The 14,196-nt window shown below is 72.4% G+C and carries 15 protein-coding genes; 4 read left to right on the top strand and 11 right to left on the bottom strand.

Annotated features, from left to right (window positions below; all coding sequences use genetic code 11):
* Positions 1–13: 13 nt before the first annotated feature.
* Both ABD296_RS10205 and ABD296_RS10200 read right to left on the bottom strand, forming a co-directional pair.
* Positions 14–442, bottom strand: a complete 429-nt coding sequence (locus ABD296_RS10205) for a ribulose bisphosphate carboxylase small subunit (protein WP_344264045.1) — start codon at positions 440–442, stop codon at positions 14–16.
* Between the two features lies 1 nt (position 443).
* A complete protein-coding gene (locus ABD296_RS10200) occupies positions 444–1,877 on the bottom strand; it encodes a form I ribulose bisphosphate carboxylase large subunit (protein WP_344264043.1) in 1,434 nt (477 codons plus the stop codon).
* A gap of 199 nt (positions 1,878–2,076) precedes the next feature.
* On the opposite strand from ABD296_RS10200, the gene ABD296_RS10195 reads away from it, so the two are divergent.
* On the top strand, positions 2,077–2,979 hold the full coding sequence (locus tag ABD296_RS10195) for a LysR substrate-binding domain-containing protein (protein WP_344264041.1): 903 nt from the start codon (positions 2,077–2,079) through the stop codon (positions 2,977–2,979).
* Here ABD296_RS10195 and ABD296_RS10190 read toward each other — a convergent pair.
* Positions 2,942–3,121 carry a hypothetical protein gene (locus ABD296_RS10190; protein ID WP_344264039.1) on the bottom strand — a complete coding sequence of 60 codons (180 nt, stop codon included), beginning with the start codon at positions 3,119–3,121 and terminating at the stop codon, positions 2,942–2,944. The genes ABD296_RS10195 and ABD296_RS10190 overlap by 38 nt on opposite strands.
* Before the next feature lie 177 nt (positions 3,122–3,298).
* Here ABD296_RS10190 and ABD296_RS10185 point away from each other — a divergent pair, with 177 nt between their 5' ends.
* The gene (locus ABD296_RS10185) at positions 3,299–4,477 is read left to right on the top strand and encodes a saccharopine dehydrogenase family protein (protein ID WP_344264037.1); all 1,179 of its coding nucleotides are present in this window, start codon (positions 3,299–3,301) and stop codon (positions 4,475–4,477) included.
* Here the strand turns inward: ABD296_RS10185 and ABD296_RS10180 are convergent.
* Both ABD296_RS10180 and ABD296_RS10175 read right to left on the bottom strand, forming a co-directional pair.
* Positions 4,464–5,645, bottom strand: a complete 1,182-nt coding sequence (locus tag ABD296_RS10180) for a GAF domain-containing sensor histidine kinase (RefSeq protein ID WP_344264035.1) — start codon at positions 5,643–5,645, stop codon at positions 4,464–4,466. The two genes, ABD296_RS10185 and ABD296_RS10180, sit on opposite strands and share 14 nt — an antisense overlap.
* Positions 5,642–6,298, bottom strand: a complete 657-nt coding sequence (locus ABD296_RS10175; protein WP_344264033.1) for a response regulator transcription factor — start codon at positions 6,296–6,298, stop codon at positions 5,642–5,644. Before ABD296_RS10175 ends, ABD296_RS10180 begins: the two co-directional genes overlap by 4 nt.
* A gap of 180 nt (positions 6,299–6,478) precedes the next feature.
* Here ABD296_RS10175 and ABD296_RS10170 point away from each other — a divergent pair, with 180 nt between their 5' ends.
* Positions 6,479–7,429 (top strand): phosphoribulokinase, encoded by a 951-nt coding sequence (locus ABD296_RS10170; RefSeq protein ID WP_344264166.1) that lies wholly within the window; start codon positions 6,479–6,481, stop codon positions 7,427–7,429.
* 179 nt (positions 7,430–7,608) lie between these two features.
* On the opposite strand, the gene ABD296_RS10165 is transcribed toward ABD296_RS10170, so the two are convergent.
* The 6 genes from ABD296_RS10165 to ABD296_RS10140 all read right to left on the bottom strand — a co-directional run bounded on the left by ABD296_RS10165 (position 7,609) and on the right by ABD296_RS10140 (position 11,148).
* Entirely contained in the window at positions 7,609–8,667 is a 1,059-nt protein-coding gene (locus ABD296_RS10165; RefSeq protein WP_344264031.1) for a potassium channel family protein, read from the bottom strand.
* Between the two features lie 116 nt (positions 8,668–8,783).
* Positions 8,784–9,134 carry a hypothetical protein gene (locus ABD296_RS10160; protein WP_344264029.1) on the bottom strand — a complete coding sequence of 117 codons (351 nt, stop codon included), beginning with the start codon at positions 9,132–9,134 and terminating at the stop codon, positions 8,784–8,786.
* A 72-nt stretch (positions 9,135–9,206) separates the two neighbouring features.
* A complete protein-coding gene (locus ABD296_RS10155; protein ID WP_344264027.1) occupies positions 9,207–9,665 on the bottom strand; it encodes a peroxiredoxin in 459 nt (152 codons plus the stop codon).
* Positions 9,666–9,809: 144 nt separating this feature from the next.
* Entirely contained in the window at positions 9,810–10,238 is a 429-nt protein-coding gene (locus ABD296_RS10150) for a DUF3052 domain-containing protein (RefSeq protein WP_344264025.1), read from the bottom strand.
* A gap of 220 nt (positions 10,239–10,458) precedes the next feature.
* The gene (locus ABD296_RS10145) at positions 10,459–10,866 is read right to left on the bottom strand and encodes a YjbQ family protein (RefSeq protein WP_344264023.1); all 408 of its coding nucleotides are present in this window, start codon (positions 10,864–10,866) and stop codon (positions 10,459–10,461) included.
* A gap of 75 nt (positions 10,867–10,941) precedes the next feature.
* Complete coding sequence (locus ABD296_RS10140; protein WP_344264021.1) at positions 10,942–11,148, bottom strand: DUF1918 domain-containing protein; 207 nt, start codon at positions 11,146–11,148, stop codon at positions 10,942–10,944.
* Between the two features lie 218 nt (positions 11,149–11,366).
* On the opposite strand from ABD296_RS10140, the gene aceE reads away from it, so the two are divergent.
* Positions 11,367–14,156 carry a pyruvate dehydrogenase (acetyl-transferring), homodimeric type gene (gene aceE, locus ABD296_RS10135; RefSeq protein ID WP_344264019.1) on the top strand — a complete coding sequence of 930 codons (2,790 nt, stop codon included), beginning with the start codon at positions 11,367–11,369 and terminating at the stop codon, positions 14,154–14,156.
* Positions 14,157–14,196: the final 40 nt, after the last annotated feature.

The raw sequence follows: 14,196 nt of genomic DNA, 5'->3' as shown, positions 1-14,196 counted from the left end.
CCGGGGCGGTCGCTCAACGCGCGTCCCCGTAACGCTCGCCTTCGGGACGGTCCGTCGCGTACGAGTGCAGCGTGTACCGGATGCGCCGGTCGGAGGTCTCCTCGCGGTCGAGGCGGAAGCCGGGTTCCACGGGCGGGCGCTGCACGATGAACTGGAGCGCGGTGGTCTGGCGTCCGTAGTGCGCGTCGTAGGCGTTCAGCCGGACGTAGTGGTTCGGGTACGCCTTGCGGCACTCCTTCACCTCGTACAGGACGCCGGCGGGGTCGGCGAGGTCGAACATGGGCAGCCCCCACATGTCCCAGTAGGCGTTGCGCGGATGCGGGTCGTCGGTGAACTCGACCGAGCAGGGCCAGCCCTGGTCGAGCGCGTAGGCGATCTGCTTGGTGATCTCCTCGTCGGTCAGCTCGGGCAGGTAGGAGAAGGTCCCTTGGGTGATTCGCATGTCACACGCTCACGGGGGTCTCGACGACGTCGGGGGTGTCGGTGGACTCGTAGGTGAAGGTGATGTCGCCCCAGGTGGACAGGGCGACGTCCAGCTCGCGGCTGTTCTTGGCGGCGGCGCGCAGGATGTCGGGGCCCTCGGCGAGGTAGTCGCGGCCCTCGTTCCGCGCCTTGATCATCGCTTCGAGCGCGACGCGGTTGGCGGTGGCGCCGGCGGCGATGCCCATCGGGTGGCCGATCGTCCCGCCGCCGAACTGCAGGATCGAGTCCTCGCCGAGGTAGTGCAGGAGCTGGTGCATCTGGCCGGCGTGGATGCCGCCGGACGCGACGGGCATGCAGCCCGGCAGCGACGCCCAGTCCTGGTCGAAGTACAGGCCCTTGCGCGGGTCGGCGGGAACGTGGCCGAGGCGGAGGGTGTCGTAGTAGCCGCGGACGCTGTTGGGGTCGCCCTCCAGCTTCCCGACGACCGTCCCGGCGTGGATGTGGTCGACGCCGGCGAGCCGCATCCACTTGGCGATGACGCGGAAGTTCACGCCGTGGTTCTTCTGCCGCGTGTAGGTGGAGTGCCCGGCGCGGTGCAGGTGCAGGATGACGCCGTTCCTGCGCGCCCAGTTGGCCATCGACTGGATCGCCGTGTACCCGATGGTCAGGTCGATCATCACGATGACGCTGCCGAGGTCCTTGGCGAACTCGGCGCGCTCGTACATGTCCTCCATCGTCGCGGCGGTGACGTTGAGGTAGTGGCCCTTGACCTCGCCGGTCGCGGCCTGCGCCCGGTTGACGCCCTCCATGCAGTACAGGAAACGGTCGCGCCAGCGCATGAACGGCTGGGAGTTGATGTTCTCGTCGTCCTTGGTGAAGTCGAGGCCGCCGCGCAGCGCCTCGTAGACGACGCGTCCGTAGTTGCGGGCCGACAGGCCGAGCTTCGGCTTCACGGTCGCGCCGAGCAGCGGGCGCCCGAACTTGCCCAGGTACTCGCGCTCCATCACGATGCCGTGCGCGGGCCCCTGGAACGTTTTGACGTAGTGCGTCGGGATCCGCATGTCCTCCAGGCGGAGCGCCTTCAGCGCCTTGAACCCGAAGACGTTCCCGATGATGGACGACGTCAGGTTCGCGATCGACCCCTCCTCGAACAGGTCGAGGTCGTAGGCGATGTAGGCGATGAACTGGCCCTCCTGGCCCGGGACCTGCTCCACCTTGTAGCACTTGGCCTGGTAGTTCTCGTAGGAGGTGAGCCGGTCGGTCCACACGACCGTCCAGGTGGCGGTGGACGACTCGCCCGCGACCGCCGCGCCGGCCTCCTCCGGCGGGACGCCCGGCTGCGGCGTGATCCGGAAGGCGGCGAGGACGTCGCTGTCCTTCGGCTCGTAGTCGGGCTTCCAGTAGCCCATCTCCGCATAGGGGATCACGCCCGCCGACCATCTGCCCGAACTCATCGCCGATCTCCTTCGCGTGATGGCGGGACGCGGCGGCTCCGTCCCGCGAAGGACGGCATGCCCAGGGGAATGGGGTCGGAGCGCCGCGGCCCGGCCACGTGGAACCGTGACGGCTTGAGCTTCGCCTCCCAATACTTGCGCTGTCCATCAAGTGTTCTACGGTGACCATCAAGCATTCATTTCAACGAGGAGGCGGGACGTGACGGAGGCGCGGTTGCGGACGTTCGTCGCGCTCGCCGACAGCGGGTCCGTGCGGGCGGCGGCGCTGCGCCTGTACGTGACGGAGTCGGCCGTGTCGGCGGCGGTCGCGGCGCTGACCCGCGACCTCGGCGTCCCGCTCGTCCGGCGGGTGGGGCGCGGGATCCGGCTGACCCCGGCCGGGACCGTCTACGCCGGGTACGCGCGGCAGGTGCTCGGCCTGCTGGAGGAGGGGCGGGCGGCGGCGCGCGGCGCGGCCGATCCGGGACGCGGGCCGCTGCGGCTCGCGGCGGTGACGACGGCCGCCGACCAGATCCTGCCCGACCTGCTCGCCTCGTTCCGGACGCGCTGGCCCGACGTCGAACTGACCCTGGAGGTCGGGCCGCGGCGGCAGGTGTGGAGCAGCCTCGCCGCCCACGAGGCCGACCTCGTGCTGGCGGGCCGCCCGCCGGCCGACGCCGCCGCGACCGTGCTGGCGACGCGTCCGAACGAGCTGGTCCTGGTCGGCGCGCCGGACGTCGCGGACGGTTTCTCACCGGCCCGCACGCCGTGGGTGATGCGCGAGCCCGGCTCGGGGACGCGGGCGTCCGCGGACGCCTACCTGGCCGAACGGGAAGTGGCGCCGCCCCGGCTCGTGCTCGGCTCGAACGGCGCGGTGATCGCGGGCGCGGCGGCCGGGCTCGGAGTGGGGCTGGTGTCGCGGGACGCGGTCGGCGCCGAGCTGGCGGCAGGGCGGCTCGTGGTGATCGACGCGCCGGGGATGCCCCTCGACCGGCCGTGGCACGCGGTCGCTGGCGCCGCGCCGACCCCGACGACGCTGCTGTTCGTCCGGCACCTGCTGGACGCGCCCGGGTGGACCGCACCCGTCAGGGCAGGCTCCACAGGGGGACCGACAGCAGGATGAGGCTGACGCCGATGAGCGCGACCGCGACGGACCGTCCGCCGTCGCCGCCGCCCGGCACGCTCTTGGGGCGCAGCACGCCGGCGACCGACCAGCACAGGGAGATTACGGCGCCGGCGTCCATCGCCACCGCGAGCCCGATCACGCCACCATCCCCCCTCGTAGGGGCCTACCTTAGCGGCGTTTCAGCAAGCACGAGCCCGAGCTCGCATGGGGACAGTGCGGTCGCTCACATCGGCGGCGCGGCGGCTCCACGACGGGCGCCGGGCACGACAGAATCGTGTTCGGTACAGATTCCGCTCAGTACCGGAGAGGCGCGACCATGACCACCGACCGCCCGTACGACATCGTTCTGTTCGGCGCCACCGGCTTCACGGGCGCCCTCACCGCCGAATACCTGGCGGAGCACGCCGACCCCGGGACGCGCTGGGCGCTGGCCGGCCGCAACCAGGCCAAGCTCGCCGCCGTCCGCGACCGGGCCGCCGCGATCGACCCGGCGTGCGCGGACCTTCCGCTGCTGCACGCCGACACCACCGACCCGGGCTCGATCGAGCAGGTGGCGCGGTCGGCCAAGGTCGTCATCACGACGGTCGGGCCGTATGTCCAGTACGGCGAGCCGCTCGTCGCGGCGTGCGCGCGCGCCGGGACCGACTACGTCGACCTCACCGGCGAGCCCACCTTCGTCGACCGGATGTACGTGAAGTACCACGACGAGGGGGTCCGCAGCGGCGCCCGGATCATCCACGCCTGCGGCTTCGACTCGATCCCGCACGACCTCGGCGCGTACTTCACCGTCAAGCAACTGCCCGAGGGCGTCCCGCTGCACGTCGAAGGGTTCCTGCGCGTGCACGGCGACGCGTCGGGCGGCACGATCGCCTCCGCCGTCGGCATCTTCGCCGACGTCACCGGCATGATGCGGGCCGAACGCGAGCGGCGCCGCGCCGAGGGGCGTCCGGAGAACCGGACGGTCCGGATCTCGCGGCGGCCCGTCCCGAAGGCCCGCATCGGCGACGGCTGGACGCTCCCGCTGCCGACCATCGACCCGCAGATCGTCACCCGGTCCGCCGCCGCGCTCGACCGGTACGGCCCGGACTTCTCCTACGGCCACTACCTGGCGGTCAAGCGGCTGCCCGTCGCCGCCGGCATGGCCGCCGGGTCCGGCGCGCTGCTCGCGCTCGCGCAGCTCCCGCCCACCCGGTCGCTGCTGCTGCGGCTGCGCGCGCCGGGCGACGGGCCGTCCGCCGAGCGGCGCGCCCGCAACTGGTTCAGCGTGAAGTTCGTCGGCGAGGGCGGCGGGAAGCGGGTCGTGACGGAGGTCGCGGGCGGCGACCCCGGCTACGGCGAGACGGCGAAGATGCTCGCGCAGTCGGCGCTGTGCCTCGCCCACGACGACCTGCCGAAGACGTCCGGGCAGGTCACCACGGCCGCCGCGATGGGCGACGCGCTGATCGGCCGGCTGACCGCCGCCGGGATCGCCTTCCGAGTGCTCAGCGCGGGCTGAGGCCCGCGGCGCGCCCGCGGCCCGGGACCGGTACGACCGCCTCGACGGTCGTGCCGACCCCGGGGCGGCTGGTCACGGTGACCCGTCCGCCCAGCAGCTCGGCGCGCTCCCGCATGCCGCGCAGGCCGTAGGAGTCGGTGCGCCGGGTCCGCTCCGCGCGCGCGCCCTGCGCGAACACGTCCCGCACCGAGAACCCGGTGCCGTCGTCGGTGACCTTCAGCCGGACCCGGTCGCGGGAATGCTCCAGCAGCAGGTCCACGCAGGTCGCGGACGCGTGCCGCAGGCTGTTGCCGACCGCCTCCTGCGCGATCCGGTACAGCGCGGTCTGCACGTGGTCGGGCAGCTCCTCCTCCAGCTCCCCCTCCACGGTCACGGTCACGTCGATGACGCCGGACGGCCCTGGGCCGTCCCCGGTCTCGCGGGCGAGGGTCGCCAGCGCCGCCGACAGGCCGAGGTCGTCCAGCACGGGCGGGCGCAGCCCGCCGATCGCCGCCCGCGTCTCGGCCGCCGCCAGCTCGCACAGCTTCCGCGCGATCATGATCTGCGCGAGCCCCTCCGGATGGTGCTCGGGCAGCGCCCGCTCGGCCGCCGACAGGTGGAAGCCCAGGCTGGCCAGCCGCTGCGCGATGCCGTCGTGGATCTCCCGGCTGAGCCGGGACCGCTCGGCCTCCTGCGCCTCCACGGCCCGCTCGGCGAACCGCTCGGCGGCGTGCTCGCGCTCGCGGGCCGCGCGCAGCCGCCGGCACGAGCACAGCACCGGCGCGAACAGCTCCGCCAGCGCGGTCACCAGCGCGACATCGTCGGCCGGGCACGGACCCGCGGACCGCACGTCCACTACTGCAATCGTGGCGTTCCCGCTGCGGACGGGGACCGCGACGCCGCGTCCGTCCGTGTGCGCGCGGGGACGGCCGTGCGCGGCGACCCAGCCCACATCGCCCTCCCCCAGCGGGACGGCCGGGCCCGCCCATTCGAGCGCCCGCTCCTCGTCGTCCAGGACGTAAACGTCGCAGAACGTCAGCGCGCGCGCCGACCGGACGACCAGCCCGGCCAGTTCGTCGGCCAGCCGCGGCAGCTCCCGGTCGGAGCAGGCGACCGCCACGATCCGGACGAGCAGGTCGTTGCCGCGCCCGGCGAGCAGCTCCACCGGCGACATCGGCGACGCCGTCACCGGAACAGCCCCTCGCGCAGGGCCACCGCGATGGCCGCCGACCGGTCGGCCACCTCGAGCTTGCGGTACAGCGCCCGCAGGTGGCTCTTCACCGTCTCCTCGCTGAGCACCAGCCGCGCCGCGATCGCCTTGTTGGACAGGCCGCCGACCAGCAGCGACAGCACCTCGCTCTCGCGCTGCGTCAGCCCCCGGTTCGCGCCCGGCCAGAACTCGCCGCGGGTCAGCCGCGCCGCCGTCACCGCCATCCGCCCGGCGAGCGTCGGGTCGACGACCGTCTCGCCCTGCGCGACCTCCTCCAGCCGCCGCACCAGCTCGGGACCGTCCACCCGTTTCAGCAGGTAGCCGCCCGCCCCGGCGCGCAGCGCCTCGAAGACGTACTGCTCGTCGTCGTACACCGACAGGAACACCACCCGCGCCTCCGGGACGCGGCCGGTGAGCAGCCGGCACAGGTCCAGGCCGCTCTCGGGGCCGAGCCGCACGTCCAGCAGGACGACGTCGGGACGCAGCGCGGTGACCAGGCGGGTGGCCTCCTCCCCCGTGCCCGCCTGCCCGACGACGCGCACCCGCCCCGCGAATCCGGCCAGCATCGCCTGCAGTCCGGCGAGGATCATCTCGTGGTCGTCCACCAGGACGACGCGTACGGGGGCGCCCATTCCGGCACGATAACAACCCGAAGCTACTCACCAGTAGCCCGTGCCGGCGGGGCTCCCACCATCTTCACCCCCGCTCTCCCCCGGCCGGGGGACGCGTCCGCGGCGCGACCGGCCTACTCTCCCTATCGAAAACCGGATTCCGCAGGACGGAGGAGCCAGGTGCCCCATCGGATCGTGCATATGCTCCGGGCGCGCGGGTCGGGCCGCCGCCCCGTCATGCTCGCCATCGCCGGGGACAGCGCGGCGGGCAAGACCACACTGACCAGGGGGCTTGTGCGGTGTCTGGGGGCCGAGCGGATGACGGCCGTCTGCGTCGACGACTACCACCGCTACGACCGGGCCGAACGCGCCGGAAAGCCGTTCACGGCGCTGCACCCCGACTGCAACCACATCGACATCATGGAGCAGCACCTGCAGCTGCTCTCGATGGGCGAGCCGATCCTCAAACCGGTCTACGACCACGCCACCGGCGAGCTCGTCCGGCCGGAACTGGTCGAGCCCCGCGACTTCGTCATCGTCGAGGGCCTGCTCCCCCTGCACACCCGGCTCGCCCGCGCCTGCTTCGACATCACCGTCTACCTCGACCCGCCCGAGCCGCTCCGGCACTCCTGGAAGATCCGCCGCGACTGCGACAAGCGCGGCTACAACCCCGAGCAGGTCATGGCGGAACTCGCCCGGCGCGAAGCCGAGAGCGCCGCCTACATCCGCCCGCAGCGCAAGTACGCCGACATCGTGGTGCGGTTCGCGCCCGTCGCCGGCCGGCTCGACCCGCCCGGCACACCCCTCTCCGCCGAGCTGCTCCTGCGCCCCACCATCGACCACCCCGAACTCGCCGACGTCCTGGACGGCACCCCCGGCGACACCGACAAGCTCCTGCACCTGCGCCTGCACCGCGACGACGACGGGCGGCCCGTCGACGCCCTGCACGTGCACGGCTACGTCTCGCCCGAGGAGTCCCAGGTCGTCAAGAAGGCCATCTGGGAACGGCTCGGCCCCCGCGCCGGCGACGGCCTGCCCGCCCCCGACGCCCTCGGCCGCCTGGGCGACGCGGACACCAGCGACCCCCTCGCCATCACCCAGCTCCTCCTGCTCTACCACCTGCTCGACGCCGACCACCGCCAAGCCGCCTGAACACATTCACTTGCGGCGTGTCGTCGTTATGGCGGCCCGGATAACGACGACACGCCGCAAGTCAACGACCCCGCGGCGCGCGGGGAGGCCCCGAGGCCTGGACCTGTGCCTCGGGCCGCGCGCACGCGGCGGCCGGGAGGGCGCCCTCAGCGGGCGCGAGGGGCGCCCTCCCGGCTCTCTTACAGCTCGTGCCAGGGGATTTGGGGGCGGTCGGGGGCGACGACGGCGAGGGACTGGCCGCCGCGGACGAGTTCGTCCGGCTCCGAGGTGAGGCGGAAGCGGGCGTTCGGGCGGTGCGACTCGCCGACCGCGAGCAGGGTGCTGCCGCGGCGGAGCAGGAAGATCGCGACGTCGAGGCGCGCCCACTCGCCGGCGCCGTCGGGGACGTCGACCCGGTACAGCGTGCCGTCGGCGTCGAGGGTGCTGGCCAGGTTGTGGTAGATCGCGGCGACGCCGGGGTTGCGGATCGCGACCGCGACCACGGCCGGGTCGTCGATGTCGACCGGCTCGATGTCCGGGCCGACGAGGGCGAGCGCCTCGGTGATCTCGGCGCGGCGGCCGCCGTCGTGCACGCCCGCCAGCAGGTGGACGGCCGGCTCCCCGTGGCGCCGCAGGTAGGCCGACACGCCCAGCATCACCCGGACGGTCTCGTCGTCGGTGCGGCCGACCACCACGACCGTCCGCGCGGCCTCCATGCAGGCCCGCCCGTAGGCGGTGTCGTCGAAGGCGACGACGTCGTACAGGTCGGGGTCGGGGTTCTCGCCGGTCAGCTCGCCCGGCCAGTAGACCGCGACGACCGGGGTGCGGGCGAACGCGGAGTCGGCGCGCAGCTGGGTGATGATGCCGCGCAGCCCGTCCCGCTCGTACCCGACGACCACGATGTGCCGCTTGACGTGCAACTGCGCCTGGCCGTTGGCCCGCATGGTCCTGCCCTTCGCCATCCACAGCGTCAGTTCGGCGAACAGCACGAGGCCCGCGGTGAGCCCGGCCACGATCACGATCACGCCGCCGATCCGGCCGCCCGTCGAGGACGGGTAGAGGTCGCCGTAACCGGTGGAGGTGCCGCTGACGAAGAAGTACCAGATGTAGTTCCACGGCTGCTTGATCTCGGCGCCGGGCTTCTCGCACACCGCGATCAGCAGCCAGCCGACGCCGAACGCCCCGAGCAGCACCAGCGCCGGCGCGCGCCACGACCGCGCCGCGACACGGTGCGCCAGGCGCAGCAGGATGATCGGCATTGGCGCAGCGTGCCAGCAGGCGAAATGCCGCGTCAAGCCTGGAATGCCCCCCTACGGCGGCTACGGTGCGTGACGAGACGGGGAGGGGCTGGCCGGAGGCGGCCACCGGCGCGGGTTCAGCCGGCCGGGCCGCGGCGCAGCACGCGGCTCAGCGCCGCCGCCACCTCCTCCGACAGGCCCCGGTCGTCGCGGGGCCCCGCGCTGGACGGCACAAGGTCCGCGGAGCGCGGGTCGTCGCGGACGGCCTCGCGGGTGTGGCCGCAGTCGCGGCACTCGATCTCGCCGAGCCGGCACACCAGGGCGGTGGAACCGCAGGCCGCGCAGCGGTCGAGGTCGTCCGCCCAGTCGTGGGCGGACCGGCAGCCGGGGCAGATCAGCACCTGGCGGTCGGCCCGGACTCCGCGTTTCCACGGGCTCGCCCCGCGCACGGGGTCGGTCTGCCGCGCCCCGCAGCGGAAGCAGGGCATCACACCTCCAGCGGTGCGGGGGCCGGATCCGGCCGCGGGCGGCGCCGCGCGGCCGGGGCCGGCCCGTTTCGCTCAGAGCCCGGCGAGCGCCTTGCGGTACTCGTCGAGGTCGCGTGCGTCCGGGATGGCGTTGACGACCTTCCAGCGGACCACGCCCTGCGCGTCGATGATGAAGGTGCCGCGGACCGCGAGCCCCTTCTCGTCGTCGAACACGCCGTAACGCTGCGCCGTCCCGCCGTGCGGCCAGAAGTCCGACAGCAGCGGGAACTGGTACTTCTCCTGCTCGGCCCAGGCGCGCAGCGCGAACACCGAGTCGACCGACACGGCCAGCACCTGCACGTCGTCGCCGCCGAGGGTGGGCAGCTCGTCCCTGATCTGGCACAGCTCGCCCGTGCACACGCCGCTGAACGCCAGCGGATAGAACACCAGGACGACGGTCTTCGCGCCCCGGAAGTCCGACAGCTTCACCGGGGTCCCGTGCTGGTCCTTCAGCTCGAAGTCCGGTGCGCTGTCGCCTACCTCAACCGACAAAGCCTCTCCCGCGGAATCGTCCCCGCCCGGGCGGGGGGTGTGGGCGCCCCCACGGACGTGGGGACGCGCCCAGTCTGCCACCCGCCGCCGACGCCGGACGGCCCGGCCGCCCGCCGCTCCCGGCGGGCGTCCCGAGCCGTGCGGCTACTTGCGGACCTTGGGCGCGACCAGCCGCGTTCCGGACCACTCCTTCGCGGCGCTGACGCTGCTCGTCTGCGACAGCCCGGCCGTCTGCGCGGCCTCGCCGATGTCGCTGGGCTCGACGTGCCCATCCCGGCCCGCCTTCGGCGTCAGCAGCCAGATGTTGCCGCCGCCGGTGAGCGGGATCATCGCGTCGGTCAGGCCCTCGAACAGGTCGCCGTCCTCCTCGCGCCACCAGAGCAGCACGATGTCGACCACGTCCTCGTAGTCCTCGTCGACCAGCTCGGTCCCCGTGACGGCCTCGACGGAGCGGCGAAGCTCCTCGTCGACGTCGTCGTCGTAGCCGATCTCCTGCACCACCTGGCCCGGCTTGACGCCGAGCCGTTCGGCCAGGCTGCGCTCAGACTGCGCCTGACCCGCGGTCGCGCTCACGAAAGTCCTCCCATTGTCGTCAGTCCGCACGGTGTCCCGCGCATTTCTCGTCTCCGGGCCCCCGTGCCGGGCGGCCCGCCCGCACCCGTGCGGTGTTTGCGGGACAGTCCACACAAGTGAGGGCCCCTAGCGCAAGTGTCTTCCCGGCTTTTGGTGGGCTCATTGGCCCGATCACGGCGGCCGACGTCACAGGACCTCCACAGAGGGTGACAACACGCCGTCATCCTTTGAGGAAGGACAGGCGGACCTGCCGTTCCGGGTTGTCGACGTTGAGGTCGACCAGGGCGACCGACTGCCAGGTACCGAGCGCGAGCCGGCCGTCCACCACCGGCAGCATCGCATACGGCGGGACGAGCGCCGGCATCACGTGCGAGCGGCCGTGCCCCTGCGACCCGTGCCGGTGCCGCCAGCGGTCGTCGGCGGGCAGCAGGTCGCCGAGCGAGGCGAGCAGGTCGTCGTCGCTGCCCGCCCCCAGCTCGATGACCGCGATGCCCGCGGTGGCGTGCGGGACGAACACGTGCAGCAGGCCGTCCCCGCCCGCCGCCGCGGCGAACCGCTCGCACTCGGCCGTGATGTCGTGCACGGCCTCCTGCGTCCCGGTGGTCACCCGGACCACGGTGCTCTCCATGATCGCAGGTCTACCCGATCCGCGGCGCCGGACGCATCCCGGCGCGCGCGGATCCGGGCGGGCGCTCCCGGCGCGCTACCGGCCCGCGTGGCCGACGGTCTCGCGAGGCTCGATGACGCAGTCCGGCCCCGGGAACACCAGCGTTTCGCGACCGTCCGGGAACCTGACCACGTACGGCGGGCCCCCGGCCTCGCCGCGGATCTCGACGATCTCGCCCAACTGGTCGGGATTCCCCACGTTCCTGCCGTGGACGTGCAGCAGGTCCCCGATTCGCGCGTTCATGGCTCCCCTCCGTTCTCTCGAAAAAGGGCTCCTCGAAGGGTGCGTACCCAGCCTGACCGGGGAGAATGGTTACCGGTTGGTAGAGATGCGTTAGCCGTCGCGAACGACGACGATGGATCACGAAACCAGGCGGTGAGACACCTCCGCCGGGGACCGCGGGACCGCCGAACGGCGGCCGGGCCCCCACCAGCAAAGACGGCAAGCACAGAGGGGATCCCGTGGCTTCCGGACGTCAACGCTTTTCGATCATCAGCGACGGCCTGCCGAGCCAGCTGCCGGACATCAACCCGGACGAGACCCGGGAGTGGCTGGAATCGCTGGACACGGTCATCAAGACCGAGGGCCGCGGCAGGGCGCGGTACGTGATGCTCCGCCTCCTGGAGAGGGCCCGGGAACTGCAGGTCGGCGTGCCCGGGCTGCGGAGCACCGACTTCATCAACTCGATCCCGCCGGAGTCGGAGCCGTGGTTCCCCGGCGACGAGCACGTCGAGCGGCGCATCCGCGCCTACATCCGCTGGAACGCGGCGATCATGGTGTCCCGGGCCAACCGCCCCGAGCTCGGCGTCGGCGGCCACATCGCCACCTATGCCTCCGCGGCGTCCCTCTACGAGGTCGGCTTCAACCACTTCTTCCGCGGCAAGGACCACGGCGAGTCCGGCGACCAGGTGTTCATCCAGGGCCACGCCGCCCCCGGCATCTACGCGCGCGCGTTCCTCGAAGGGCGGCTGCCCGAGGAGAAGCTCGACGGGTTCCGGCAGGAGCAGTCGCACCCCGGCGGCGGCCTGTCGTCCTACCCGCACCCCCGGCTGATGCCCGACTTCTGGGAGTTCCCCACCGTCTCGATGGGCCTCACCGCGATCAACTCGGTGTACCAGGCGCGGTTCAACCGCTACCTGTACAACCGCAAGATCAAGGACACCTCCCGCTCGCACGTGTGGGCGTTCCTCGGCGACGGCGAGATGGGCGAGCCGGAGTCGCTCGGCGCGATCGGCCTCGCCGCCCGCGAGGAGTTGGACAACCTCACCTTCGTCGTCAACTGCAACCTGCAGCAGCTGGACGGCCCGGTGCGCGGCAACGGCAAGATCATCCAGGAGCTGGAGTCGTTCTTCCGCGGCGCCGGCTGGAACGTCATCAAGGTCATCTGGGGCCGCGACTGGGACCCGCTGCTCGCCCAGGACGTCGACGGCGTGCTGGTCAACCAGATGAACACCACCCCCGACGGGCAGTTCCAGACCTTCTCCGTGGAGACCGGCGACTACATCCGGGAGAAGTTCTTCGGCGCCGACCCCCGGCTCCGCAAGATCGTCCAGCACCTGTCGGACGACGACCTGCGCAAGCTGTCGCGCGGCGGGCACGACTACCGCAAGGTGTACGCGGCGTTCAAGGCGGCCCGCGAGCACGTCGGCCAGCCGACGGTGATCCTCGCGCACACCATCAAGGGCTGGACGCTCGGGTCGGACTTCGAGGCCCGCAACGCCACCCACCAGATGAAGAAGCTGACCAAGGCCGAACTGAAGGAGTTCCGCGACCGCCTGTACCTGGACATCCCGGACTCGGCGCTCGAGGCGCCGCTGCCGCCCTACTACCACCCGGGCCAGGACTCCGACGAGATCCAGTACATGCGCGAGCGCCGCGCCGCCCTCGGCGGGTTCCTGCCGAAGCGGGCCGTGCGCGCCAAGGCGCTGAAACTGCCCGGCGACCCCGTCTACAGCGAGCTGAAGAAGGGTTCCGGCAAGCAGAACGTCGCCACGACGATGGCGTTCGTCCGGCTGCTCAAGGACCTGATCAAGGACGAGAACCTCGGTGCCCGGTTCGTCCCGATCGCCCCGGACGAGTACCGGACGTTCGGCATGGACTCGCTGTTCCCCACGTCCAAGATCTACTCGCCGCACGGGCAGACCTACGACGCGGTGGACCGCAAGCTGCTGCTGTCGTACAAGGAGTCCGAAAGCGGCCAGATGCTGCACGAGGGCATCAGCGAGGCCGGGTCGATGGCCTCCGCGATCGCCGCCGGCACCGCGTACGCCACGCACGGCGAGCACATGATCCCCGTCTACATCTTCTACTCGATGTTCGGGTTCCAGCGGACCGGCGACCAGATGTGGGCGCTCGGCGACCAGATGGGCCGCGGGTTCCTGCTCGGCGCCACGGCCGGCCGCACCACGCTCACCGGTGAGGGCCTGCAGCACGCCGACGGCCACTCCCCGCTGCTCGCCGCCGCGAACCCCGCCTGCGTCCACTACGACCCCACCTGGGCGTTCGAGCTGGCGCACATCACCCAGGACGCGCTGCGCCGCTTGTACGGCTCGTCCGAGGAGCACCCGCAGGGCGAGAACGTCTTCTACTACCTGACCGTCTACAACGAGCCCTACCAGCAGCCCGTCGAGCCCGAGGGCCTCGACGTCGACGGCCTGCTCAAGGGCCTGTACCGGTTCCGCTCCGCGCCCGAGGTCGCCACGGGCAACGGGCAGCCGCCGCGGGCGCAGATCCTCGCGTCCGGCGTCGGCGGCCGGTGGGCGCTGGAGGCGCAGCGACTGCTCGCCGAGGACTGGGGCGTCGCCGCGGACGTCTGGTCCGCCACGTCGTGGAACGAGCTGGCCCGCGAGGCCCGCGAGTGCGACGAGCAGAACCTGCTCAACCCCGACGCCGAGCAGCGCGTCCCCTACGTCACCCGGACGCTCGACAACGTCGCCGGGCCGATCGTCGCGGTGTCGGACTTCATGCGCGCCGTCCCCGACCAGATCGCGCCGTGGGTGCACGGCGACTTCACCTCGCTCGGCACCGACGGCTTCGGATTCTCCGACACCCGCGCCGCCGCCCGCCGGTTCTTCCACGTGGACGCCGCGTCCATCGTCCTCGCCGTGCTGACCCGGCTCGCCCGGCACGGCGAGATCAAGCCGGAGGCGCTGCCCGAGGCGATCCGGCGCTACCAGCTGGACGCCACGGTCAGCGACGTGTTCGCCGGCGGCGTCGGCAGCGCCGAGAGCAACACCGGCGGCGAGAGCTGAGCCGGTGATCGCGGAGGTGTAGGCCGCGATCACCGCGGAA

The sequence above is a fragment of the Actinomadura napierensis genome (assembly GCF_039529375.1).
In the GTDB taxonomy this organism is placed as follows: domain Bacteria; phylum Actinomycetota; class Actinomycetes; order Streptosporangiales; family Streptosporangiaceae; genus Spirillospora; species Spirillospora napierensis.
Note: the sequence above shows the minus strand (reverse complement) of the source record. Positions and strands in the feature narration are given on the sequence as shown.